This is a genomic window from Ruegeria sp. CDSA089 (genome assembly GCF_059612205.1).
Genome location: NZ_JBXWQD010000002.1, coordinates 550,426 through 573,644 on the forward strand (window position 1 = coordinate 550,426; position 23,219 = coordinate 573,644).

25 protein-coding genes are annotated in these 23,219 nt (G+C 58.8%); 12 read left to right on the forward strand and 13 right to left on the reverse strand.

Annotated elements, in window-relative coordinates; genetic code table 11:
- Positions 1-131: 131 nt before the first annotated feature.
- From AC2FJ6_RS08395 to preA, 3 genes are all read left to right on the forward strand, one after another.
- Positions 132-764 (forward strand): cupin domain-containing protein, encoded by a 633-nt coding sequence (locus AC2FJ6_RS08395; RefSeq protein ID WP_496668803.1) that lies wholly within the window; start codon positions 132-134, stop codon positions 762-764.
- A 160-nt stretch (positions 765-924) separates the two neighbouring features.
- Positions 925-2,259 (forward strand): NAD(P)-dependent oxidoreductase, encoded by a 1,335-nt coding sequence (locus AC2FJ6_RS08400; RefSeq protein ID WP_496668806.1) that lies wholly within the window; start codon positions 925-927, stop codon positions 2,257-2,259.
- 44 nt (positions 2,260-2,303) lie between these two features.
- The gene (preA, locus tag AC2FJ6_RS08405) at positions 2,304-3,608 is read left to right on the forward strand and encodes an NAD-dependent dihydropyrimidine dehydrogenase subunit PreA (protein ID WP_496668808.1); all 1,305 of its coding nucleotides are present in this window, start codon (positions 2,304-2,306) and stop codon (positions 3,606-3,608) included.
- Between the two features lie 48 nt (positions 3,609-3,656).
- On the opposite strand, the gene AC2FJ6_RS08410 is transcribed toward preA, so the two are convergent.
- On the reverse strand, positions 3,657-3,887 hold the full coding sequence (locus tag AC2FJ6_RS08410; protein WP_170769463.1) for an N-(5'-phosphoribosyl)anthranilate isomerase: 231 nt from the start codon (positions 3,885-3,887) through the stop codon (positions 3,657-3,659).
- Positions 3,888-3,915: 28 nt separating this feature from the next.
- On the reverse strand, positions 3,916-4,524 hold the full coding sequence (locus tag AC2FJ6_RS08415; protein ID WP_170769464.1) for a TetR family transcriptional regulator C-terminal domain-containing protein: 609 nt from the start codon (positions 4,522-4,524) through the stop codon (positions 3,916-3,918).
- Positions 4,525-4,695: 171 nt separating this feature from the next.
- On the opposite strand from AC2FJ6_RS08415, the gene AC2FJ6_RS08420 reads away from it, so the two are divergent.
- The 9 genes from AC2FJ6_RS08420 (at position 4,696) to AC2FJ6_RS08460 (ending at position 13,619) form a co-directional block, all read left to right on the forward strand.
- Entirely contained in the window at positions 4,696-5,946 is a 1,251-nt protein-coding gene (locus AC2FJ6_RS08420; protein ID WP_170769465.1) for a Zn-dependent hydrolase, read from the forward strand.
- A gap of 92 nt (positions 5,947-6,038) precedes the next feature.
- On the forward strand, positions 6,039-7,493 hold the full coding sequence (gene hydA / locus AC2FJ6_RS08425; protein ID WP_170769466.1) for a dihydropyrimidinase: 1,455 nt from the start codon (positions 6,039-6,041) through the stop codon (positions 7,491-7,493).
- Positions 7,494-7,547: 54 nt separating this feature from the next.
- Entirely contained in the window at positions 7,548-8,345 is a 798-nt protein-coding gene (locus AC2FJ6_RS08430; RefSeq protein ID WP_170769467.1) for an ABC transporter ATP-binding protein, read from the forward strand.
- A gap of 24 nt (positions 8,346-8,369) precedes the next feature.
- Positions 8,370-9,302 (forward strand): ABC transporter permease, encoded by a 933-nt coding sequence (locus AC2FJ6_RS08435; protein ID WP_170769468.1) that lies wholly within the window; start codon positions 8,370-8,372, stop codon positions 9,300-9,302.
- Positions 9,299-10,144: an ABC transporter permease gene (locus AC2FJ6_RS08440; RefSeq protein WP_496668810.1), complete on the forward strand. Its 846-nt coding sequence runs from the start codon at positions 9,299-9,301 to the stop codon at positions 10,142-10,144. Before AC2FJ6_RS08435 ends, AC2FJ6_RS08440 begins: the two co-directional genes overlap by 4 nt.
- A 53-nt stretch (positions 10,145-10,197) precedes the next feature.
- On the forward strand, positions 10,198-11,187 hold the full coding sequence (locus AC2FJ6_RS08445; RefSeq protein WP_170788515.1) for an ABC transporter substrate-binding protein: 990 nt from the start codon (positions 10,198-10,200) through the stop codon (positions 11,185-11,187).
- A 152-nt stretch (positions 11,188-11,339) separates the two neighbouring features.
- Positions 11,340-12,053, forward strand: coding sequence for an ABC transporter permease (locus tag AC2FJ6_RS08450; protein ID WP_496668812.1), 714 nt, complete (start codon positions 11,340-11,342; stop codon positions 12,051-12,053).
- Complete coding sequence (locus AC2FJ6_RS08455; protein WP_170769472.1) at positions 12,046-12,780, forward strand: ATP-binding cassette domain-containing protein; 735 nt, start codon at positions 12,046-12,048, stop codon at positions 12,778-12,780. Before AC2FJ6_RS08450 ends, AC2FJ6_RS08455 begins: the two co-directional genes overlap by 8 nt.
- 20 nt (positions 12,781-12,800) lie before the next feature.
- The gene (locus AC2FJ6_RS08460) at positions 12,801-13,619 is read left to right on the forward strand and encodes an ABC transporter substrate-binding protein (protein ID WP_170769473.1); all 819 of its coding nucleotides are present in this window, start codon (positions 12,801-12,803) and stop codon (positions 13,617-13,619) included.
- On the opposite strand, the gene AC2FJ6_RS08465 is transcribed toward AC2FJ6_RS08460, so the two are convergent.
- The 11 genes from AC2FJ6_RS08465 to AC2FJ6_RS08515 all read right to left on the reverse strand — a co-directional run bounded on the left by AC2FJ6_RS08465 (position 13,616) and on the right by AC2FJ6_RS08515 (position 23,179).
- Entirely contained in the window at positions 13,616-14,488 is an 873-nt protein-coding gene (locus AC2FJ6_RS08465; protein WP_170769474.1) for a substrate-binding domain-containing protein, read from the reverse strand. The two genes, AC2FJ6_RS08460 and AC2FJ6_RS08465, sit on opposite strands and share 4 nt — an antisense overlap.
- Positions 14,489-14,614: a hypothetical protein gene (locus AC2FJ6_RS08470; protein WP_269149758.1), complete on the reverse strand. Its 126-nt coding sequence runs from the start codon at positions 14,612-14,614 to the stop codon at positions 14,489-14,491.
- Positions 14,615-14,628: 14 nt separating this feature from the next.
- Entirely contained in the window at positions 14,629-15,888 is a 1,260-nt protein-coding gene (locus AC2FJ6_RS08475; RefSeq protein ID WP_170769475.1) for a c-type cytochrome, read from the reverse strand.
- On the reverse strand, positions 15,889-17,085 hold the full coding sequence (locus AC2FJ6_RS08480) for a formate dehydrogenase subunit gamma (protein WP_496668814.1): 1,197 nt from the start codon (positions 17,083-17,085) through the stop codon (positions 15,889-15,891).
- 26 nt (positions 17,086-17,111) lie between these two features.
- Positions 17,112-17,462, reverse strand: coding sequence for a putative quinol monooxygenase (locus tag AC2FJ6_RS08485; protein WP_170784485.1), 351 nt, complete (start codon positions 17,460-17,462; stop codon positions 17,112-17,114).
- A gap of 106 nt (positions 17,463-17,568) precedes the next feature.
- Positions 17,569-18,162, reverse strand: coding sequence for a formate dehydrogenase FDH3 subunit beta (fdh3B, locus tag AC2FJ6_RS08490; protein WP_037307340.1), 594 nt, complete (start codon positions 18,160-18,162; stop codon positions 17,569-17,571).
- Between the two features lie 12 nt (positions 18,163-18,174).
- Entirely contained in the window at positions 18,175-21,069 is a 2,895-nt protein-coding gene (locus AC2FJ6_RS08495; RefSeq protein WP_170769478.1) for a formate dehydrogenase subunit alpha, read from the reverse strand.
- A gap of 106 nt (positions 21,070-21,175) precedes the next feature.
- Positions 21,176-21,364 carry a ubiquinol-cytochrome c reductase iron-sulfur subunit N-terminal domain-containing protein gene (locus tag AC2FJ6_RS08500; RefSeq protein ID WP_170352882.1) on the reverse strand — a complete coding sequence of 63 codons (189 nt, stop codon included), beginning with the start codon at positions 21,362-21,364 and terminating at the stop codon, positions 21,176-21,178.
- A 63-nt stretch (positions 21,365-21,427) separates the two neighbouring features.
- On the reverse strand, positions 21,428-22,039 hold the full coding sequence (locus tag AC2FJ6_RS08505) for a TorD/DmsD family molecular chaperone (RefSeq protein ID WP_170769479.1): 612 nt from the start codon (positions 22,037-22,039) through the stop codon (positions 21,428-21,430).
- Between the two features lie 4 nt (positions 22,040-22,043).
- Positions 22,044-22,628, reverse strand: coding sequence for a DUF3306 domain-containing protein (locus AC2FJ6_RS08510; protein WP_170769480.1), 585 nt, complete (start codon positions 22,626-22,628; stop codon positions 22,044-22,046).
- Positions 22,625-23,179 (reverse strand): DUF3305 domain-containing protein, encoded by a 555-nt coding sequence (locus AC2FJ6_RS08515; protein WP_170769481.1) that lies wholly within the window; start codon positions 23,177-23,179, stop codon positions 22,625-22,627. The genes AC2FJ6_RS08510 and AC2FJ6_RS08515 overlap by 4 nt, the downstream gene beginning before the upstream one ends.
- Positions 23,180-23,219: the final 40 nt, after the last annotated feature.

Sequence of the window (23,219 nt, forward strand, 5' to 3'; positions counted from 1 at the left end):
TTCGGTTGGCGGCACACTACGCAGGGGCGGCGGGCAAAACCAGATGTGAACACCGCCTTGAGGCGCAAAATTTGAAAACCGGGTCAGCGCCCCCATGTTATGCCAAGATGCCGCAACAGGAGATATCTCAAATGAGGGTCAACGCAGATTTCACCAAACGCGTCGCCGTTCACTTTGACCAGAACGAATGGGTCCAATCCCCCGCCGCCGGGGTCGAGCGGAAGATGCTGGAGCGTATCGGTGAGGAGGTCGCCCGCGCCACCACGATTGTGCGTTTTGCTCCGGGCAGCGCCTTTGCCGCGCACACCCATGATGGGGGTGAGGAATATCTGGTTCTTGAAGGTGTCTTTCAGGATGAAACCGGGGATTTCCCGGTGGGCAGCTACGTGCGCAACCCGCCGACCTCGTCGCATACGCCTTCGGCCAAGGAAGGCGCGACGATTCTGGTCAAGCTGCATCAGTTCGATCCAGCGGATCGGACTGAGGTGCGGCGATCGATCAACGGGGCAGAGAAACTGCAACTGTTCAAGGATGCCCAAGAGGATGTCAGAGTCCTGAGCCTCGCCGCCGGTGAATCGCTGAACCTGGATGCAGAGCAAGGGCTGGAGCTGTTCGTCATCGAAGGGTCTGTTTCAGAAGAAGATGAGGAATTCTCGGCCTGGGATTGGCTTCGACTGCCGCCGGAAACCCAGTCTGTTGCGACCGCCGGGACCGATGGTGCCCGCGTGTGGATCAAGTCTGGGCACCTCTCTGGCATGGTCTGACCGACAGCGACGCTTTAATTTTAGGCAATATTTTCTGAAAACCGGGCCGTCGAGCCCGGTTTTTTAATTTTTTGACCATTTGGCAAATTTTACCAATTGATAAAATTTCAGACTGTGGCAAGCTGAGAGTACAACAACCATATCTACAGGGAGTAGAGCGATGGCACAGGGCCAGATGGTCCCCGGCATTGTCTCCGGGCGGCTTTCCAGCGATGAGCTGACCTCGAATTTCACGGATCTGCATCCGCCATTGGCCGCGCATGAGGCCGCCGTGGCAGCAGATCGGTGCTACTTTTGCTATGACGCGCCATGTGTGACAGCCTGTCCGACGGATATCGATATTCCGTTGTTCATGCGGCAGATTCAGGCCGGTCAGCCCAAAGCGGCGGGTGAGACCATATTGGCGCAAAATATTCTGGGCGGCATGTGCGCCCGTGTGTGTCCTACCGAGACATTGTGCGAAGAAGCCTGTGTGCGGGAAACGGCAGAGGGCGCGCCGGTCGAGATCGGGCGTTTGCAGCGTTACGCAACCGACAGTGTGATGGCGGACGGGGCGCATCCGTTTGAACGTGCTGCGCCGACCGGCAAAACCGTTGCGGTGATTGGGGCAGGGCCTGCAGGTCTGGCCTGCGCACACCGGCTGGCGATGCTGGGGCATGAGGTTGTTATTCACGAAAGCAAGCCCAAGCCGGGCGGCCTGAACGAATATGGGATCGCGGCCTATAAATCGACCAACAACTTCGCGCAGGCCGAGGTGGATTGGCTGATGCGGATCGGTGGGATCACGATCGAGACAGGTTCGGTTCTGGGCGACACGATCTCTCTGGAGGGCTTGTCAGCAAATTACGACGCAGTTTTCCTATCCATTGGCTTGGCCGGAGTGAACGCTCTGCGCGCGGGTGGCGTTGATATAGATGGCGTGCGGGCTGCGGTCGAGTTCATCTCGGATGTACGGCAGGCTAGTGATTTGACTGACTTGCCGGTAGGGCGCAATGTGGTCGTCATTGGCGGTGGCATGACCGCCGTGGACGCGGCGGTGAAGTCCAAGCTGCTAGGGGCGGAACATGTCACTATCGCTTATCGCCGGGGACGTGATGCCATGGGGGCCAGCCGGTACGAGCAGGACCTTGCGGCCTCGCATGGGGTCAAGATCATGGCCAATGTGCAGCCTGTGGCCGTGCACGGAAACGGCGCCGCGGCTGAGATTGAGTTGGAATATACCTCGAGCGAGGGCGGTCAATTGACCGGGACGGGCGAAGTGATCCGCCTGCCTGCGGATCAGGTTTTGAAAGCGATTGGTCAGACGCTGGAAGGCGCGCCCGAAGGGCTGACGCTGGACGGCAACAAGATCGCTGTCACTGGCGCGGGTCGGACCTCGATGGCGGGTGTCTGGGCCGGGGGTGACTGCGCGGCTGGTGGTGAAGACCTGACCGTGACCGCTGTGGCCGAGGGTCGCGATGCAGCAATGGACATCCACGCCAAACTGACGGCGTGAAACTGTTATTTTGGATGCTGAACCGCATCAGGAGGGCCTGATAAATGGCTGATTTACAGACAAACTTTCTGGGTATCAAAAGCCCGAACCCGTACTGGCTGGCCTCGGCGCCGCCGACCGACAAAGAATACAATGTCCGCCGCGCCTTCGAGGCCGGTTGGGGCGGCGTGGTCTGGAAAACGCTGGGGGCCGAGGGCCCTCCGGTCGTGAACGTAAACGGGCCTCGGTACGGTGCGATTTATGGCGCGGATCGGCGGCTGCTAGGGCTGAATAACATCGAACTGATCACTGATCGCCCGCTTGAGGTGAACCTGGAAGAGATGGCCCGGGTCAAGGCCGACTACCCGGACCGCGCGTTGATCGCTTCAATCATGGTGCCGTGCGAGGAAGAGGCTTGGAGAGCCATCTTGCCTCGCGTGGCCGAAACTGGTGCTGACGGGATCGAGTTGAACTTCGGCTGTCCCCACGGCATGAGCGAGCGCGGGATGGGATCAGCCGTCGGGCAGGTGCCGGAATATATCGAGATGGTCACGCGGTGGTGCAAGAAACACTATGATCGTCCGGTGATCGTGAAGTTGACACCCAACATCACGGATATCCGCAAACCCGCCGAGGCTGCAAAGAATGGCGGCGCGGATGCGGTGTCCCTGATCAACACGATCAACTCGATCACCAGCGTCAATCTGGACACGTTCAGCCCTGAACCTTCGATTGATGGCAAGGGCAGCCATGGTGGCTATTGCGGTCCGGCGGTGAAGCCGATCGCTCTGTCGATGGTGTCAGAGATTGCGCGGGCACAAGCAACTCATGGTCTGCCGATCTCCGGTATCGGTGGCGTGACCACATGGCGTGATGCGGCCGAGTTCATGGCATTGGGCTGTGGCACCGTTCAGGTCTGTACGGCTGCGATGACCTATGGGTTCAAGATTATTGATGAACTGACGGCGGGCCTGTCCAAATGGATGGACGAGAAGGGGTATAATGACGTCTCGGAGATTGTTGGTCTGGCCGTGCCGAACGTGACGGATTGGCAATATCTGAACCTGAACTACGTTGCGAAGGCCAAGATTGATCAGGATCAGTGCATCAAATGCGGCCGCTGCTATGCCGCTTGCGAGGATACCAGCCATCAGGCGATTTCCATGTCAGATGATCGTGTGTTCGAAGTGATGGATGATGAATGTGTCGCCTGCAATCTGTGCGTGGATGTGTGCCCGGTGGATGGGTGCATTTCTATGGTCCCGATGAAAGCGGGCGAAGTTGATCCGCGTACCGGACGGGAAGTGCAGCCTGACTACGCCAATTGGACGTCACATCCGAACAACCCGATGGCGAAAGCTGCGGAATAGGAGATTTTTCGTCGAAAAATCTTGGACGAGAAAATTCGACGAATTTTCTCAGAGCAAAATGTCGATGGGGCCGTTTTGGCAGATCACGATATATTGGTTGGCGGTGCGGATCAGGTGGTATCCGCGCCGCCTTATTTCTTGTTGAAACGTCTCATGCCCCACTTCTCTTTCCACCCAGGCCGTGGACCGGCGCACGACCGCACCGCGCTGCGCGGATTTGGTGGAAAACAACTGGTCGAGCCAGGGATCGGGATTGGGGCGAACGGTAATCATGGGCATATGTTGCCGTAACTTGGTTAACTGGACCTTAAGGCGTGAGGAGTTTCCGGTAGAGCGTTTCTACAAAAGGTTCTGCGCCTTCAAAGGGATCTTCGTCCCCCAAAATCGCACGAACCTGTACGTCGAAGTCGGCGTAGTGCTGGGTCAGTGCCCAGATCGAAAAAACAAGGTGATATGGATGAAGTCGCGCTATTTTCCCCTGATCCATCCAGCCGACAAGAATCGCCGTTTTTTCATCCACCAAGGTCTTGAGGTCACTGGAAAGCGAGTCGTGAATGCGCGGCGCGCCCTGCACGAGCTCGTTGGCGAATAGACGGCTTTCGCGCGGCAGATCGCGGCTCATTTCCAGTTTGCGTCTGATATAGGCGAGGATTTCCTCCATCGGGTCGCCATCGGCATCCAGTTCATGCAGAGGGGCCAGCCATGTTTCCAGCAGACCGGACAGGAGCGCGGTGTGAATGGCCTCTTTTGTCGGGAAATAGTACAGGAGGTTTGGCTTGCTCAGGCCTGCCTCGGTGGCAATCTGGTCTACGGTTGCGCCGCGGAAGCCATGGGATGAAAACACGTTCAAGGCAGCCTCGAGAATCGCTGCGCGATTCTTTTTCTGAATTCTGGTGGGGGCGCGGTCTTTGGGCATTGTTCCAGACTGTCTCATTTTCCGGCAAGTGGGCGCTGGATAGGCCAAAAAACCTAATGGCGTCCTGCAATTTCTTGACTGATCTCGAACCCGTGATAGCGTGAGTTTGACCAGATGGTCAAATCAAGACACCAAAAGCGAGCCAAATCGCAAGCAACAGGGAAGAACAAGATGGCAGCTCCGGCGCAGAACCTCAGGATCAATGGCGACAGATTGTGGGACAGTCTGATGGAGATGGCCAAGATCGGTCCCGGTGTTGCGGGCGGCAATAACCGCCAGACCCTAACCGATGAGGACGCTGAAGGCCGCGCCTTGTTTCAGAAATGGTGTGAGGATGCGGGTTGCTCCATGGGCTTGGATCAGATGGGCAATATGTTTGCTCACCGAGCGGGAACAGATCCCGACGCTTTGCCGGTTTATGTTGGTTCGCACTTGGACACGCAGCCGACAGGCGGGAAATACGACGGCGTCTTGGGGGTTCTTGGCGGTTTGGAGATCATCCGAACGTTGAACGATTTGGGGATCAAGACAAAGCATCCCATTGTGGCTACGAACTGGACCAATGAGGAAGGGACACGCTACGCGCCCGCTATGTTGTCCTCGGGGGTGTTTGCCGGGATGCACACGCAGGATTGGGCCTACGCGCGTGAAGATGCTGAGGGTAAGGCCTTTGGCGATGAATTGCAGCGGATCGGTTGGCGTGGTGAAGAGGAGGTGGGCGCGCGCAAGATGCATGCCTTCTTTGAACTACATATTGAACAGGGACCCATTCTTGAGGCGGAAGGTAAGGACATTGGTGTTGTCACCCACGGTCAGGGGTTGAGTTGGACCCAGATCACGCTGACCGGCAAGGATGCCCATACCGGCTCGACCCCGATGCCGATGCGCAAGAATGCGGGTCTGGCGATGGCGCGGATTCTTGAGAAAGTGGACGAGATTGCCTGGTCCCATGCGCCCCATGCCGTTGGGGCGGCGGGGCATATCGATGTGTTCCCGAATTCGCGGAATGTGATCCCTGGCAAGGCGGTGTTTACGGTCGATTTTCGCTCGCCCGATCTGGACGTGATTCATGATATGGAGGCGCGCCTACGCGTTGCAGCGGAGGACATTGTCCAAGAAATGGGCTTGCAGATCGAGTTCGAGAAGGTCGGTGGGTTTGATCCGGTGATGTTCGATGAGGGTTGTGTGGCGGCTGTGCGCGACGCGGCCGAGCGGCTGGGGTATTCGCATACTGATATCATCTCAGGTGCCGGGCATGATGCGTGCTGGATCAACCGGGTCGCGCCGACGGCGATGGTGATGTGCCCTTGTGTAGATGGGTTGAGCCATAACGAAGCTGAGGAAATCAGCAAAGATTGGGCTGCGGCAGGGGCTGATGTTCTGTTGCATGCGGTCGTCGAGACGGCTGAGATCGTGGAGTAGGGGGCGCTGCCCCCATCGCCCGGTGGGCGACTCCCCCGGGATATTTTTGGCCAGATGAAGCAGGCGGCGCAGACCGCCACAGGGAGATTGAAATGAGCACTGTGATCAAGAACGGAACCGTTGTGACCGCCGATTTGACTTACAAGGCGGATGTGATGGTTGAAGGTGGCGTGATCACCGAAATCGGTCAGGATCTGAAAGGTGATAAGGAACTGGACGCGACCGGTTGCTATGTGATGCCGGGCGGGATTGATCCGCATACGCATCTTGAGATGCCGTTCATGGGCACCTATTCCAGCGATGATTTCGAAAGCGGAACCCGGGCGGCTTTGGCTGGCGGCACCACGATGGTGGTGGATTTTGCGCTGCCTAATCCGGGGGAAAGCCTGCTGGATGCACTGAAGCGTTGGGACAATAAATCGACGCGGGCGAATTGTGACTATTCGTTCCACATGGCGGTGACCTGGTGGGGTGAGCAGGTGTTTGATGACATCAAGACTGTCATCGAGACGCGCGGGATCAACACTTTCAAGCATTTCATGGCCTATAAGGGTGCGTTGATGGTGAATGATGATGAGTTGTTCGCCTCGTTCAAGCGTCTGGCCGAGTTGGGCGGTACCGCGATGGTGCATGCCGAGAACGGTGATGTGGTGGCCGAGCTGAGTGCTAAGCTGCTGGCCGAGGGCAATACAGGGCCTGAGGCGCATGCCTATTCCCGCCCGCCGCAGGTCGAAGGTGAAGCGACAAACCGCGCCATCATGATCGCCGATATGGCGGGCGTGCCTTTGTATGTAGTTCATACCTCGTGCGAAGAAGCGCATGAGGCCATTCGCCGGGCCAAGATGCAGGGCAAACGGGTGTGGGGCGAGCCTTTGATCCAGCACCTGACCTTGGATGAAAGCGAATATTTCCACCATGATTGGGAGCATGCAGCGCGGCGGGTCATGAGCCCTCCGTTCCGGAACATGCAGCATCAGGACAGTCTGTGGAATGGTTTGCAATCGGGCACGCTGAGCGTAGTGGCCACCGACCATTGCGCCTTTACTACCGAGCAGAAGCGATATGGCGTGGGCGATTTTACCAAGATCCCCAACGGGACAGGCGGGCTGGAAGATCGGATGCCAATGCTGTGGACTCATGGAGTAAACACCGGGCGGCTGACGCCGAACGAATTTGTGGCAGTAACTTCGACAAACATCGCCAAGATATTGAATTGCTATCCGAAAAAGGGTGCCATTTTGGTTGGCGCGGATGCGGATATCGTTGTGTGGGACCCGGACAAAGCCAAGGTGATTTCAGCCCAAACGCAGCAGTCTTCGATCGACTACAACGTGTTTGAAGGCAAGGAAGTACGCGGGTTGCCCCGGTTCACGCTAACCCGTGGTTCGATTGCTGTTCATGATGGTGAGATCCAGACACAGGAAGGACATGGGAAATTTGTGGCGCGCGAGGCCAATACCCATGTGAACAAAGCGCTGAGTACCTGGAAAGAGCTGACCGCGCCGCGTCCGGTCGAGCGGACGGGTATTCCAGCGACGGGTGTGTGATTTGCGGGGGTGTCCTCTGGGGGCCCCAAAGCGAAACCTTTTCAAGGTAATGGAATGACTACAGAAAGCACGACCCAGAGTGTGATCGAGGCAAGGCAACTCGATCTCACCTTCCAAACCAATGACGGTCCGATCCACGCGTTGAAAGACGTGAACCTGACCATCGATAAGGGGGATTTCGTCAGTTTTATCGGCCCCTCGGGCTGTGGCAAAACCACTTTCTTGCGCTGTATCGCAGCTCTCGAGACGCCGACCGGGGGAACGCTGACCGTCAATGGCATGACCCCTGACGAGGCGCGGCGCAAGCGCGCCTATGGATATGTGTTTCAGGCCGCGGGGCTGTATCCGTGGCGGACCATCTCCAAGAACATCAAATTGCCGCTCGAGATCATGGGTTATACCGCCACAGAGCAAGAAGAGCGCGTGAAGAAAGTTCTGGAACTTGTTGATCTGGAAGGGTTTGGTGGAAAATTTCCGTGGCAGCTTTCGGGCGGGATGCAGCAGCGGGCCAGTATCGCGCGGGCCTTGGCGTTTGATGCCGATATCCTGTTGATGGACGAACCCTTTGGCGCTCTGGATGAGATTGTACGCGATCACCTGAACGAGCAGCTTCTGGCGCTATGGGCGCGGACTGAAAAGACCATCGGTTTCGTGACGCACTCGATCCCCGAAGCAGTCTATCTCAGCACTAAGATCGTGGTTATGAGCCCTCGGCCCGGTCGGATCACCGATGTGATCGACAGCCCTCTGCCCAAAGAGCGGCCTTTGGATATTCGTGACACGCCGGAATTTATCGAGGTTGCACATCGCGTGCGCGAAGGGCTGCGGGCGGGGCATTCCTATGATGACTAAGGCAACCAGACTGCGGGACGCGCGATGAAGAACTTGGTGCCTATCTTGGTGGTGCTCGCGGCAATTGTCGCGCTGTGGTACGCAGCAGTGGCCCCGATGAACATTCGTATTTCGCTGGATCAGGCCGAGCGCGCGGGGCAGGTAGTGACACCTGAAACGTCGCGCGAACGGCGAGAGACTTCGGTCTGGGTTCTGATGGCGTCAAACCCCGGAGCGATTTCCGGCGGCTATGCGCTGGAACGCCCACGGCTGCCGACCCCCGGACAGGTTGGGCAGGAGCTGTGGAAAACGACCGGTGAGATGGTGGCCAAGGGTCGTGCATTCTCGAAACGGTCGCTGATCTACCATGCTGGAATCACGCTGAAATCCACGCTGTGGGGTTTTCTGCTTGGGACAACGCTGGGCATTTTGGCGGCCGTGGCCATCGTCTATTCACGTGTCGCGGATATGAGCCTAATGCCATGGGCGATTATAAGCCAGACCATCCCGATTGTGGCGCTGGCGCCGATGATTATCGTCGTCAGCTCTCAGCTAGGGATCGAGGGGCGCGGGGTGCCCAAGGCGGTAATCTCGGCCTATCTGTGTTACTTCCCGGTGCTGGTGGGGATGGTGAAGGGGCTAAGGTCGCCATCGCTGCCGCAACTGGATTTGTTGAAGACATATAACGCCTCGGGCGCGCAGGGGTTCTTTAAACTTCGGCTGCCATCCTCGGTGCCGTATCTGTTCACGTCGCTCAAGGTCGGGATCGCGGCTGCATTGGTTGGCACGATTGTGGGCGAGTTGCCGACGGGGGCTGTGTCAGGTCTTGGTGCCAGAATCCTGATCGGAGACCAGTTCGGAACTCCTCTGGCCATCTGGGCGGCCCTGCTGGCTGCCGCCATTCTGGCGGGCTTGCTGGTGACACTGTTGGATCTGCTGCAGCGACTGGCCCTGCGCCGGATGGGGTTGAACGCATGACCTGGCTATCCTTTGCTTTGCTTTTCTGGGGCTTGGCCTGGATCGTGAACTACCGGCTGGCCATCTCGTCCTATCGCAAAACCCGTGCGGCCCGCATTTTTGTACCGGTTCTGTTCGGCATCACGCTGTTGGTGCTTTGGGAGGGGCTGGTGCGCGGGCTGGGTGTTTCGCCGGTTATCCTGCCACCACCTTCAGATGTGGGGACAGCCTTTGTACAATCGTCCGGCATTTTGTGGGAAGACTTCAAGCAAACCGTCTTCAAGGGCGCGCTGACGGGATTTGTGATCGGGTGTGCTGCGGCTTTTGCTTGTTCGGTTGCCATTGACCGCTCGGCTTTTCTGACGCGTGGTCTGCTACCCATCGGGAATTTCGCGGCGGCGCTGCCCATTGTCGGGATCGCGCCAATTCTGGTCAGTTGGTTCGGGTTCGATTGGCACTCGAAAGCGGCGGTTGTCGTGGTCATGGTGTTCTTTCCAATTCTGGTGAACACCGTGCAGGGTCTGCGCGAAGCGGATGCGATGCAGCGTGACCTGATGCGGACCTATGCGGCCGGGTATTGGCAGACCTTGTGGAAACTGCGCTTGCCAGCGGCGATGCCCTTTGTGTTCAATGGGTTGAAGATTGCAACCACGCTTGCTTTGATCGGGGCGATTGTGGCCGAGTATTTCGGTTCACCCACACGCGGCATGGGGTTTCGGATTTCGACCGGTGTTGGCAGCCTGTCGATCGACCTTGTCTGGGCCGAGATCGCCGTAGCCGCGCTGGCCGGGACCGTGTTTTATGGCCTTGTCGCGGCGGCGGAAAAGGCGGTGACCTTCTGGCATCCGTCGCAACGAGGATAGGAATTCAACAGACCCCGACAACGGGGCATAAACAGCAACTAGGAGACATGAAGATGAAAAAGCTACTCAGCGGGGCGGTTGCCGCCTTTGGCCTGACCGCCGGTGCCGCATGGTCCGCCGATGAGGTGACATTGCAGCTGAAATGGGTCACGCAGGCGCAATTTGCGGGCTACTATGTGGCCGCCGATAAGGGGTTCTACGAGGAAGAAGGGCTGGACGTTACCATTTTGCCCGGCGGCCCCGACATCGCTCCAACTCAGGTGATCGCGGGGGGCGGCGCGGATGTGACCGTCGAATGGATGCCTGCTGCGCTGGCCGCACGTGAAAAGGGTCTGCCGCTGGTAAACATCGCGCAGCCATTTAAAAGCTCGGGCATGATGCTGACCTGCTGGAAGGATGCCGGTATTGCATCGCCGGATGACCTTAAGAACCGCACGCTGGGTGTCTGGTTCTTTGGTAACGAATTCCCTTTCATGAGCTGGATGAGCCAGCTAGGCATCGACACTGGCGGCAAGGGTGAGAGTGGGGTTGAGGTCCTCAAGCAAGGTTTCAACGTTGATCCTCTGCTGCAGCGCCAGGCCGATTGCATCAGCACCATGACGTATAACGAGTACTGGCAGGTGATCGACGCGGGCGTAAATCCCGATGAGCTTGTGACCTTCAAGTACGAAGATCAGGGTGTCGCCACGCTTGAAGACGGCCTCTACGTACTGGAAGAAAACCTGAGCGACGAAGCCTTTGTCGACAAGATGGAACGGTTCGTCCGTGCCTCGATGAAAGGCTGGAAATACGCCGAGGAGAACCCGGATGAGGCCGCCGAGATCGTGTTGGACAATGACGCGACCGGAGCGCAGACCGAAAAACACCAAAAGCGCATGATGGGTGAGATCGCCAAGCTGACCGCAGGGTCGAATGGCGCTTTGGACCCGGCGGACTTTGAGCGGACCGTGGGTACTCTGCTGGCCGGTGGTTCTGATCCGGTCATCACCCAACAGCCTGAGGGGGCGTGGACCCACAAGATCACCGACGCAGCGCTGAACTAAGCCCGGTTTAAACCGAATTGAGCGCGGCCCCGGTTGGGGCCGCGTTTTGCGTTTCTGATGTCGGAAAAGTGTGTGTACTTAGCCGGGAAATGACTTAGTATTCCTTTGTAAATTATCGCATTTCATACGAAGTCGCGACTGGATGGAAAATTATGCAAGGATTTGCATCAGAATTCAATTCAGCCTTGGGTCTGATCCTGACAGGGGATTCAGAGCTGTGGGCGATTGTGCTGTTGTCGCTCAAAGTTTCCGTCTTCGCTGTATTGATTTCTGCCCTGATCGGGATGCCCGTGGGCGCGGCTTTAGCCGTTGCGCGCTTTACGGGACGGCGGATGTTGATCGTGCTGATGAATGCTCTGATGGGCTTCCCGCCGGTTGTTGTTGGCTTGTTGGTCTATCTGATGTTGTCCCGCTCCGGGCCGCTGGGTGTTCTGGAGTTGCTCTATACCCCGACCGCAATGATCATCGCACAGGTTGTTCTGGTGACACCTATTGTGGCCGCGCTGACCCGGCAAGTGATCGAGATGCTGGCCGAGGAATATTCGGAACAGCTACGCTCGCTCGGGGTGTCGCGTTTGGCCTCGGTGCCGGTGTTGCTGTGGGATGCACGCCTGGCGCTGGTGACTGCGCTGTTGGCCGGGTTCGGACGTGCCATTGCCGAGGTGGGCGCGGTGATCATCGTTGGCGGCAACATCAACCATGTGACGCGGGTGATGACCACGACCATCGCGCTTGAAACCTCGAAAGGCAATCTGGCACTGGCGCTGGCGTTGGGCGCAATCCTGATCGGGATTGCGGTGGCCGTGAACGCCATGGTCAGCACCGTCAGCCTGCGCGCCGAGCAGGAGGGGTTGCGCCATGCGTGATCTGGTGTGTGACATGGCCAGCAGCCTGACGGTTCGGGACGTGAAGATATCACGCAAGGGAAAGGTCCTTCTAAACGTTGCGCATTTGTCTTTGGACGGGCCCGGGCCGACGCTGATCCTTGGGCCGAACGGGGCTGGGAAAAGCCTGTTGCTGCGTTGCTTGCATGGTTTGATCTCGCCTGACCGGGGGCGGATCGAACAGGACGGCGTGGCTTTGTCTGGCGTGCACAAATCTCGGCAGGCGATGGTGTTTCAACAGCCGGTGCTTCTGCGTCGTTCTGTAGCTGGAAATCTTGACTTTGTTCTGAAACGGAAGGGTCTGCCTCGCCGCGAGCGAAAAGCACGGATCGAAGACCTGTTGGCCGAGGGTGGATTGGACGGCAAAGGGCGGCAGCCCGCTCGTTCATTGTCTGGGGGCGAGGCGCAGCGGTTGGCCATTTTGCGTGCGTTGGCGTTGGAGCCCGAAACATTGTTTTTGGATGAACCCACCAGCGCTCTGGACCCGAGTGCCACGCAGATGATCGAACGCATGATCCAGCGCGCCTCGCGCCGTGGTGTTCGGCTCGTCATGGTTACACATGATATCGGTCAGGCGCGTCGCCTTGCAGTGGATGTCGTTATGATGCAAGGCGGCCATGTGGTTGAACACGGGGTTGCCAGACAAGTTTTGGACGCCCCGCAAAGCGACGCCGCGCGTCGTTATCTTGCTGGTGGGCTGGTGACCTAACTCAAACTATGGAGATCTGGATGATCCGAGATTTTCTTCGGGCTGCATTGGTATCGCTTGGCTTGATGGCCCCTGTGTGGGCCGAGGCCCCGTTCATCGTTGTGCAATCCACCACGTCGACGCAGAATTCGGGCCTGTTGGACTATATCCTGCCGGGGTTCGAGGCTGAAACCGGAATCGATGTGCGCGTTGTGGCCGTCGGTACTGGACAGGCAATCCGAAACGCTGTGAACGGGGACGGAGACGTTCTGCTGGTTCACTCCAAACCCGCCGAGGAACAGTTCGTCGCCGATGGCTGGGGCGTTGAGCGGTTTGGCGTGATGTATAATGACTTCGTGCTGGTCGGCCCCAAATCGGACCCGGCCAAAGTAAAGGACGGCGACGATATTGTTGCGGCCCTGACCGCCGTGGCCGAGGCCGAAGCCCCCTTTGCCTCGCGCGGGGATGACAGCGGGACGCACAAGGCCGAGATGCGCCATTGGGCGGCGACCAATTTAGATCCGACGGGCGCATCCGGTGCGTGGTATCGTGAGACCGGGTCCGGCATGGGGGCCACATTGAACGTCGCCAGCGGGATGAACGCCTATGTCCTGACCGACCGCGCCACCTGGCAATCCTTTGGCAACCGGGGCGAGCTTGAGATCATGGTCGAGGGCGACCCGCGCCTGTTCAACCAGTATGGCGTCATTCTGGTGAACCCGGAAAAACACCCAAGCGTAAGGGCAGCGGCGGGTCAGCGGTTTATCGACTGGCTGACCGGGCCGGACGGGCAAGCGGCCATTGCGTCCTACAAACTGGATGGAGAACAGTTGTTTTTCCCCAACGCCGACGGGTCTTAACCGCTAGCGCCGTTGTGGTGAATTGTGCCCAGCCCGCCTAGGTCGTACCCTCCGAACTCGGCGGCGCGGGCCGCGAAGCGATCGGATTGAACAAAGGCCAACAGCTTCAGCATCGGGTCATCGAAATAGGCGCGCCGCCAGATCGCAAGGTCCAGCCGTTCAGTATGGGTGGCGCTAAAGCCCAGATCATAGAGACCCGCCAGCGCACCCAGACCAAAACCGGCCTCGGCCTTGCTGTCGTGCAGGGCGATGGCCAGCTCTTCCTCTGTGCGGGCGCAAGTGGGCAGGGCGTCCAGATCCGCGCGGGTCATACCGTGATGCTCCAACTGCGCGTCGAACAGTCTTTGGCTGGCGGCAGAGCTTTGCCGCAGGATCACGCGCCTACCATTGAGGTCCGCGAAGCTTTGGATGTCAGACACGCCGGGGGCCAGCAACAAACCGCGCTGGCGTTGAGCGATTTCAAACAGAACAACCGGTGCTTCGCCCAGATGGTCGCGCAGGGCTTGGGTGTTGAACCCGTCTGCCTCATGAATATGCAACGCCGCCGCCTGCGCAGTACGGTCCTTTAGGCGGTTCAGCCCGTCAAACGAGCCGTCATAATAGGTCGCCAACCCCGAGCCGCTTTCCCGCAAGGCCCAGTCCAACAGCGGGTCATGGCTGCCCGCCACAATCGGAGGCAAGGGCGGATCTTCAACCTGAGGACCCGAGCGTGAAGCATTCAACCAGGCGACAACCTCGGAACGGGGAAATAGAAGTTTGCCCATCGCGCGCACGCAGGGTACCTCGCCCGAAGACGCCAGATCATAGGCCTTACGCTCGCCGATGCGCAGCAGATCGGCCAGTTCTTTGGTGGTCAGATACTCGGGCATTCAGTCCAAGCGCACCGCTGATCCTGTTCCGGCGTCCGCTGCGCTGAATCCAATCTGGTTCAGGACAGCAGGGGCGGCGATCGCGATGACGACCATCGCGGCGACGGCGGCTAGAAAGGCTTTCATTGTCTCCTCCGGCGTTAGTTTTCCGGTGCCGTGGCGCGGCGCAGAAAGGCGACCAGATCGTCCCGGTCGCTGGGCTGCGTGATCCGCTGCATCGGCATCTTCGACCCCGGAATGTAGTGGTCGGGCCCCTCATCGAAAAGGGCATTTATGGTCTCGTCATTCCAAATGATATCAGAGTCTTGCAGCGTGTCCGAATAGAAATATCCCGGCAGTGTTCCAGCCCGGCGGCCAAAGACGCCATGCAGCGTCGGACCGGCGCGGCGTTGCCCGTCTGGGGTCAGGCTGTGACAGATTGAGCATTTGCGGGCAAACTGCCGCTCACCATTGCTCATCTGATCGGGGTTTTTGAGGAAGCTGGGCTCGGACGCAGCCATCCGTTCTTGCTCGCGCAGATTGGCGATCGGCCAACTGTACATCGCCTCATCAATGCCGCCGGCGTGGATGTTCTGACTATCGGGTGAAAAAGCCAGCGCCCAGACCGGACCGCGCAAAGTGGCGCGGAAATCTTGCGCGATGCGCCACTCCTCCGTGTCGACCACCATGATGAAGCCCTCGCCGTCGCCTACAGCGAGCATGCTGCGATCAGGGCTGAGCGCTAGCGCCAGAATAGGGCGACGGTCGAGGGTAAAGTCACGTTCCTCGCCCGTGGTCAGGTCGCGGACGCGGGTGACACCATCAACAGCGCCATAGGCGATCCAGTTGTCCTGCGTGTTCAGCACCAGCTCATTGATGCCAAAGCCATGTTCAACTAGCCGCAAGGTTTCCTGCCCACTGGTCACATCCCACAAGCGCAAAGCCCCGTCGACACCGGCTGAATACAGTTGGTTGCCGTCAGGCGTAAACGCCACGGCATTCACTCCGCTGCCGGTCGTCAGAGTCTTTGGTTCCGATCCATCCACGGGCCACAACCCGATTGTACCATCCCAACTGGCTGTTGCCACATGGGTTTTCGAGGCAGCGATATGTACGATTTTGCCTTTGTGCTGTCCTACAACCTCACCGCCGGGCCAGCGGCGCAGAGTGAAGTCGTCGCCGGCGGAATAGATCGCAGTGCCGTTGAAAGCAACTGCGTTAACAGCTGCCTCATGACCTTCCAGCCATTCCGGCATTTGATCCGACCAGATGCCGACCGAGTTGTCGAAACTTGCCGTAGCGATCCGCCCATCGGGGGCCGTGGCGATCCCCATGATCGGACCGCCATGACCTTTGAGCGTATAAAACTCAGCTAAAGCAGGCAGGGGCAGTAAAGCCAGCGCCAGAACCAACCCGCGCATCTATTCGGCGGGCGAGGCCGTCGCTTTGCTGGCCTCTTTTTCCTGGACCTCCTCCAGCCACAACGAGTGATGCTCGCGTGCCCATTGCTCTTCGACTTCGCCGGTTCCCATGGCGTCAAATGCGCCTTCCATACCGACCGAGCCGAGGTAGATATGAGCGATGATGATGGCGATGAAGACATAGGCGATCATCACGTGCCAAACCTGCGCGTATTGCATTTCCTCTTGCGGCGACATCTGCACAGGCAGGCTCAAACCCATTGCCTGTGGCAGGCCGGTTGTATTGGCGATCTGGAAGGTTTTGGCAAACAGAGGCATCTCGAACGGGAACAGCAGAGACAGGCCTGACAGGCTGATCGACACGCCCAGCAGGATGCAGGACCAGAAGATAACCTTTTGACCGGCGTTGAACTTTTTGGCGGGCGGGTGACTGCCTTTGGTGAACAATCCGCCACCCGCGGCCAGCCATTTTAGGTCGGTCCGGTTGGGAATGTTGTGAGCGATCCAGTTCACCGTCACGATGATCAACCCCAACATAAAGGCCCAGGCGAGGTTGTTGTGTAGCCACTTGCACCCTTGCGCAATGGTCGCGAAGCCTTCTTTTCCGAAGATCGGGATCAGGAAATCCCGCCCATAAAGTGTCAGCAGCCCCGTAAACCCAAGCACCAGAAAGGACCCGGCGAAAAGCCAATGGCCGAACCGCTCAAACCCATTGAAACGCGTGACCGTGCGCCCGGTTTTCTCACCATCAATGCGGATTTTACCGCGGATCAGGAAGAACAGCAGGATTACGGCGGCCATGCCCGCAATGATGTAGCTGCCGTATTCGCGCAACGGTCCGGTGCGGAAAGCCCACCACCACATGCCGCCATCCTGGATCAGAACACTGGCTGCGGGCCCCTGAGACGACACGGTAACATCCGCCGACCCATAGCGAAGCGCGCGATAGACATCACTGTCCGAAGCCACACCGGCAGTGCCAAACTGCCCCAGCAAACCTTCGACATTGCCTTGGCCAGTGTTTTCCGAGCGATAAGTGTTGTCCACTTTCTCGCCACGTTGACGGGCCAGAATATCCTCAAGCGTCGTGGCCCCTCCGGTGGCCGAGCGATCCGGTGCCGGGGATTCCGGGGCGTCCTGCGCCCATGCGGCTCCGGTCAGGAAGAGTGAGACGAGCAGAAATTGGATCAGGCGCATGGGTTCTCTCCCTATTCTTGGTTGTGTCAGCGGTCAAAGCCGCCGATCTGCTTGTGAAAAACGGCTCCGACAGGGGACAGGGCCGCCTGAAGGTCGTCTTTCGCGGGGCCGTAGACATCAAACTGAACCGGCGTAAGTAAAGACATAAACCGATCCGCGAAGTTTGCCCCGAAATTCTGCATATGAATCATAGCATCTTCTGAACTGGCGTACCGTTCATAGATGTGAATTGCGTTGTCGCTTTGGTGCCACTCATAGGTTTTGGCACCTGTTTCGTTACGGGTCGCGGCGACCATTTCTGCCATCAGAGCTTCGAACTCGGACTGTTTTTCCGCGTTCAGATCCAGCTTCAACAGCCAGTAGATATCGTTGGTCATAAGCGTCCCACCTTCGTCAGGAAATGCGGGGACCGACAGGCGGCCACCGGCAAGAGTAAGACAGCCCCCGGCCTAGCGCAGGGGGCTGTCGAGCTTCGGTTAGACCTTAGCCGTCTTTCTGGTCGTAGGCGGTGCCCCAACCCCATGCGCCCGAGCCAAACCCGCGCGCCACAACGCGCTCGCGGTAGATGGCCGAGACCACGTCGCCGTCACCGGCAAGCAGGGCCTTGGTGGAACACATCTCGGCGCAGATGGGCAGTTTGCCCTCGGCGATCCGATTGCGACCGTATTTGGCGAACTCTGCGGTCGAGTGCGTTTCTTCGGGACCACCGGCGCAGAAGGTACATTTGTCCATCTTGCCGCGCGATCCGAAGTTGCCCGCCTGCGGATATTGCGGCGCGCCGAAGGGGCACGCGTAGAAGCAATAGCCGCAGCCAATGCACAGGTCCTTGGAGTGCAGGACGACACCTTCTTCGTTCTGATAGAAGCAGTCGACCGGGCACACCGCCATGCAAGGCGCATCCGAACAATGCATACAGGCCACCGAGATCGAGCGTTCGCCCGGGTTGCCGTCATTGATCGTCACCACCCTGCGGCGGTTGATGCCCCATGGCACCTCGTGCTCGTTCTTACACGCGGTGACACAGGCGTTGCACTCGATGCAGCGTTCAGCGTCGCAGAGAAACTTTGCTCTAGCCATTTTCGTCCTCCTTTACGCTGCCGAGATCTTGCAGAGAGTACATTTGGTCTCCTGCATCTGGGTTACTGAATCGTAGCCATAGGTCTGGGCGGTGTTGGAACTTTCACCCAAGACATAGGGGTCTGCACCTGCGGGGTATTTGTGCCGCTGATCCTCGCCCTGAAAATGGCCGCCAAAGTGGAACGGCATAAAGGCCACGCCGGCGCCAACTCTGTTGGTCAGCATCGCCATCACCTTGACCTTTCCGCCCTCAGGACCTTCGACCCAGACCTGTGATCCGTCCCGAATGCCAAGGTTATTGGCATCGCGCGGATTGATCTCGACGAACATGTCCTGCTGAAGTTCGGCCAGCCACGGGTTGGACCGTGTCTCATCACCGCCACCTTCATATTCGACCAGACGACCAGACGTCAGGATTATCGGGTAATCCTTTGAAAAGTCGTTCTTTTGGATCGAAGCATAAAGAGTGGGCAGACGATAGGCTTGACGGTCCTCGTAGGTCGGATAGTCCTCCACCAGATCGCGCCGGTTGGTATAGAGCGGCTCGCGATGCAGCGGGATCGGATCCGGGAAGGTCCAGACGACCGCGCGGGCTTTGGCGTTCCCGAAGGGCGCACAGCCATGCTTGATCGCAACCCGCTGGATACCGCCGGAGAGGTCGGTCTTCCAGTTGGTTTCAGGACCCGCAACAGCGTCAATCGCCGCGCGTTCCTCGGCGGTCAGATCGCCATCCCAGCCAAGATCCATCAGCATCTGCATCGTGAATTCCGGATAACCATCCTGAATTTCCGATCCAACGCTATAGACCCCTTCGGCCAGCAAGTTGTCACCATCGCGTTCCACACCGAAACGGGCGCGGAAAGTCAGGCCGCCTTCGGCCACCGGCTTGGACATGTCATAGAGGTTTGGTGTCCCCGTATGACCCATCTCCGGCGTGCCCCAGCAGGGCCACGGCAGTCCGTAATACTCGCCGTCGTTGGGTCCACCAATGGCTTGCAGCGTGGTTCTGTCGAACGTGTGCTGGTTTGCCATGTGGCTTTTCAGACGTTCCGGCGACTGCCCGGTATAGCCGATGGTCCAGAGGCCCGAGTTGAATTCACGCGTGATGCTTTCAACATTCGGGGTCTCGGCATCTTCCATCTCGATATTGCGGAAGAAGCGGTCTGCCCAGCCGAACTTGTTGGCGAACTTGGCCATGATGACCTCGTCCGGCAAGCTTTCGAACAGCGGATCAACCACCTTGTCGCGCCACTGCAGCGACCGGTTCGATGCCGTGGCCGAACCACGTGTTTCGAACTGCGTACAGGCAGGCAACAGGTAGACACCATCGGTGCGGTCATGCAGAACAGCCGAGACGGTGGGATACGGGTCGATCACGACCAGCATGTCCAGCTTCTCCATCGCCGTCTTCATTTCCGTCATCCGGGTCTGCGAGTTGGGCGCGTGGCCCCACAGAACCATGGCACGGACATTATTGTCCTGATCCATGTTGGCTGGGTCTTCCAGAACACCATCGATCCAACGGGAGACCGGGATGCCGCGCTCGTTCTGAAGCGGCTTGTCCTTGCCTTCCTTGTCTTTGATCGTGGCGAACTGACCCGCGAGCCATTCAGGGTCTTCACCCCAGACACGCGCCCAGTGGCCCCAAGCACCCTTGGACAGGCCATAGTAGCCGGGCAGGGTGTGGGACAGAACACCAAGGTCTGTTGCGCCCTGCACGTTGTCGTGGCCGCGGAAGATGTTGGTGCCACCGCCCGATGTGCCCATGTTGCCAAGCGCAAGCTGAAGCACGCAGTAGGCGCGGGTGTTGTTGTTGCCGTTCGTGTGCTGTGTACCACCCATGCACCATACAACGGTGCCGGGACGGTTGTTCACCATTGTCCGGGCGACGCGACGCAGCTGCGAGCCAGGCGTACCGGTAACGCGCTCAACCTCATCCGGGGTCCACTTGGCAACCTCTTCGCGGATCTGGTCCATTCCCCAGACACGGGTGCGGATGAACTCTTTGTCCTCCCAACCGTTGTCAAAGATATGCCACAGGATACCCCAGACCAGTGCAACGTCGGTGCCGGGGCGGAAACGGACATATTCATCCGCATGGGCCGCGGTGCGCGTAAAGCGCGGGTCGCAAACGATCAAAGGGGCGTTGTTCTGCTCTTTCGCACGCAGGATATGCAGCAGCGAGACGGGGTGCGCCTCGGCCGGGTTACCACCGATGATAAAGATGGCCCGGCTGTTGTGCATGTCGTTGTACGAGTTGGTCATGGCGCCATAGCCCCATGTGTTCGCAACGCCAGCAACAGTGGTCGAGTGGCAGATACGGGCCTGGTGGTCCACGTTGTTCGTGCCCCAGTAGGCGGCGAACTTGCGGAACAGATAGGCCTGTTCATTGTTGTGTTTTGCAGAACCCAGCCAGTACACGCTGTCCGGCCCGGATTCTTGGCGGATGTTCATCATGCCGTCGCCGATCTCGTCGATCGCCTGTTCCCAGCTGATGCGCTTCCACTCTCCGCCTTCCTTTTTCATCGGGTACTTCAGGCGGCGCTCGCCATGGGCGTGCTCGCGGACCGAGGCCCCCTTGGCGCAGTGTGCACCCAGGTTGAACGGGCTGTCCCAGCCGGGTTCTTGCCCGACCCAGACGCCGTTCTGCACTTCGGCAACGACTGTACAGCCGACCGAGCAGTGGGTACATACGGATTTGATGTTTTCGACGGCCTGATTGGCCGCTGTCTGGGCGCTGGCTGGCGTCACGGTTCCACCCGTGGCGCTGATCGCGGCAAGGCCGCCGATCGTCAGGCCCGAGCCACGCAGGAATGCGCGGCGATCGACGGTTTTCTCGCCGACCTGGGACAGGATACTTGTCCGCTGGGGGCGTCTCGCAACCCCGTTGGTCTTTTTCCTAAGCATTACTTTCCTCCCTTGCGTGCCGTGTAAGCCACGGCTGCTTGGTACTTCGCAAAACCGACGTCAGGGCCAATCGCAACCGTCTGTCGGGTGGTGAAGGCGTCCGATCCTAGAACCGGGTGCTTTCCAGATACGCGCGCGTATGCGCAGTGTCCTGCATCCGGGTTTCGTCCGTGGGCAGCTCGGCTGCTTCGGCCTGTCCGGTCAGGCTGGCTGCGGCGACAGCAGCGGGTGCTGCAGTTCCGGCCAGTTTGAGGAAGTCGCGGCGCGTTGCGCCTTCTTCCTTGGTCTTGCTCATGGGTGTCTCCTTTCCCATTTGCAGTTTAACGCCCCGCAAGGGACGCTGGCGAATGACAACGCTTCACGCTGCCGACATTCGGAAAGCTTCGCGCTCGATCTCCATGAAAACCCGTCCGGCAGTGCCGACCGAGGCATAGAGGACCGAGTTCTCGGCGCCTTCCAAATCTGAATAGAAATGCGTGGCCCAAGGGCCGATATGTTTGTTCCAGAACGCTTTCTGGTCCTCCAATGACGCGGGCGCGCCGAACCGGCCGACGATCATACCCGCCATCATCTCCATCAACGAGGCGATGTTGTCTTCGGGTTCATAGACGTTTTTCGCCCGCGTGATACCGCGCACAGCCATGTCATTGCGCAGCTGAGCCAATGGTTTCTCGTTCAGGAATCCGGTCAGGTAAAAGCTGGCATAGGGCAGAAGCTCTCCGCGTCCTAACCCAATGAACAGTGCGTTGAACTCACGTTCAGCAGCCGCAGGTTTGGTGACTTTGGCCACCCGAGCCATCGCCTGAATAGCCCGACCCAGATCGCTGTCATCGCCGCTGAGGCCCACCATCTGGTCCAGAAGCATCTGATCTGGCGGACCGGCCAGAAGCAGGCCCAGAAAGTTGTAGAAATCCGCGCGCAGGCGATCCTCGGCCGAGACATCCATCTGTTGCGCTTCACTTGCGGTCATTCGGTTATCCTTCGAATTCAAATTTCATGCGGCGCGGGGCAGGGGCGACTTCCGCCTCCTCCGGCGCGTCTGGTTCTATTTCAGCCACGAGAAAGGGCTCTGGGTCGGGCAGGTCGATTTCTTCGGGTTCTGGCTGAGGTTCCTCGGCCTCGACCTCGATATCGGAATCTTCCGTCTCGGCTTCGGCCTTGGCGGCCAGCGCTTCGACATGAGCAAGCATACCCTTGCCGACCTGATAGGCGGTCTGAAGGTTTTCGATCACACAGGCCGCGTCGGTGTAGTCCTCACCATAATCCACCAAGCCGTCCACATTGGCCAATACCGGGTTCAGCCGCCACAACCGGCGCAGGGCGCGGCGGCGAAGTCGATCGGGGACAGCTTTGGCCATAAAGCCCGAGACATCGTCACCAGCTTGCAACTGATCGGGATCGGGGAGGTTGAGCTCGGCCAAAATCTCGCCGTCGGTTTTTTCTTCCAGCTCGGCGCGCTGATCTGCGATCACCTGTTCTTCGGCTGCGATTACTTCGGCCTCAGCCTCGGCCTGAACGGCGGCTTTGCGGCGGGACCAGAAATCGCGGGCTTCGGTCATTGGATGATCCTCCGCGGGGCGCGGTAAACATCAGACGTTTGTCGGATGCGCGCATCGCCTTTGCCATCTTCGACCAGATCAGTGCGTTTCTTGTCGCGCTTGCGTTTAACGAAGACTTCATCGCGGTGATGTTCCAACGCGAAATCCCGCACCCAGGCGATCAGCCCGTCGGTCATTGGAATTTTCTCGACAATCTCTTCACCAGTATCCGCGTAGTCCTGCCCTTCGTAGGGTGAGGCTGTAACCAGCACAGCATCCATAGGGCGCTGCCCGTCCAATGCATCGCGCAGCACAAGGTAAATCGAGGGCGTGCCGTCGGACAGGTTGACCATATACGCCTCGGTCTCATCCGCCCACAACGTCAGAGGCAGGGTTGCTGCGTGGTATTCTACAGCCTCCCCTTCACGGCGCATCTCGTGCCAGTCCGCAGGACCGGCACCGGGCAAAACCGCGACGGCGCGCCAGTTCCATTTCGCCCAGCGAGTGACTCCGGGCGTTTTGCGCACGACGACGCCAATTGGCATTTCAATTTGATGAGCGGCCTTCGCCACGTATTCCTCCCCGGAAGGCTCTCCCCTGCCTTCCCCATGT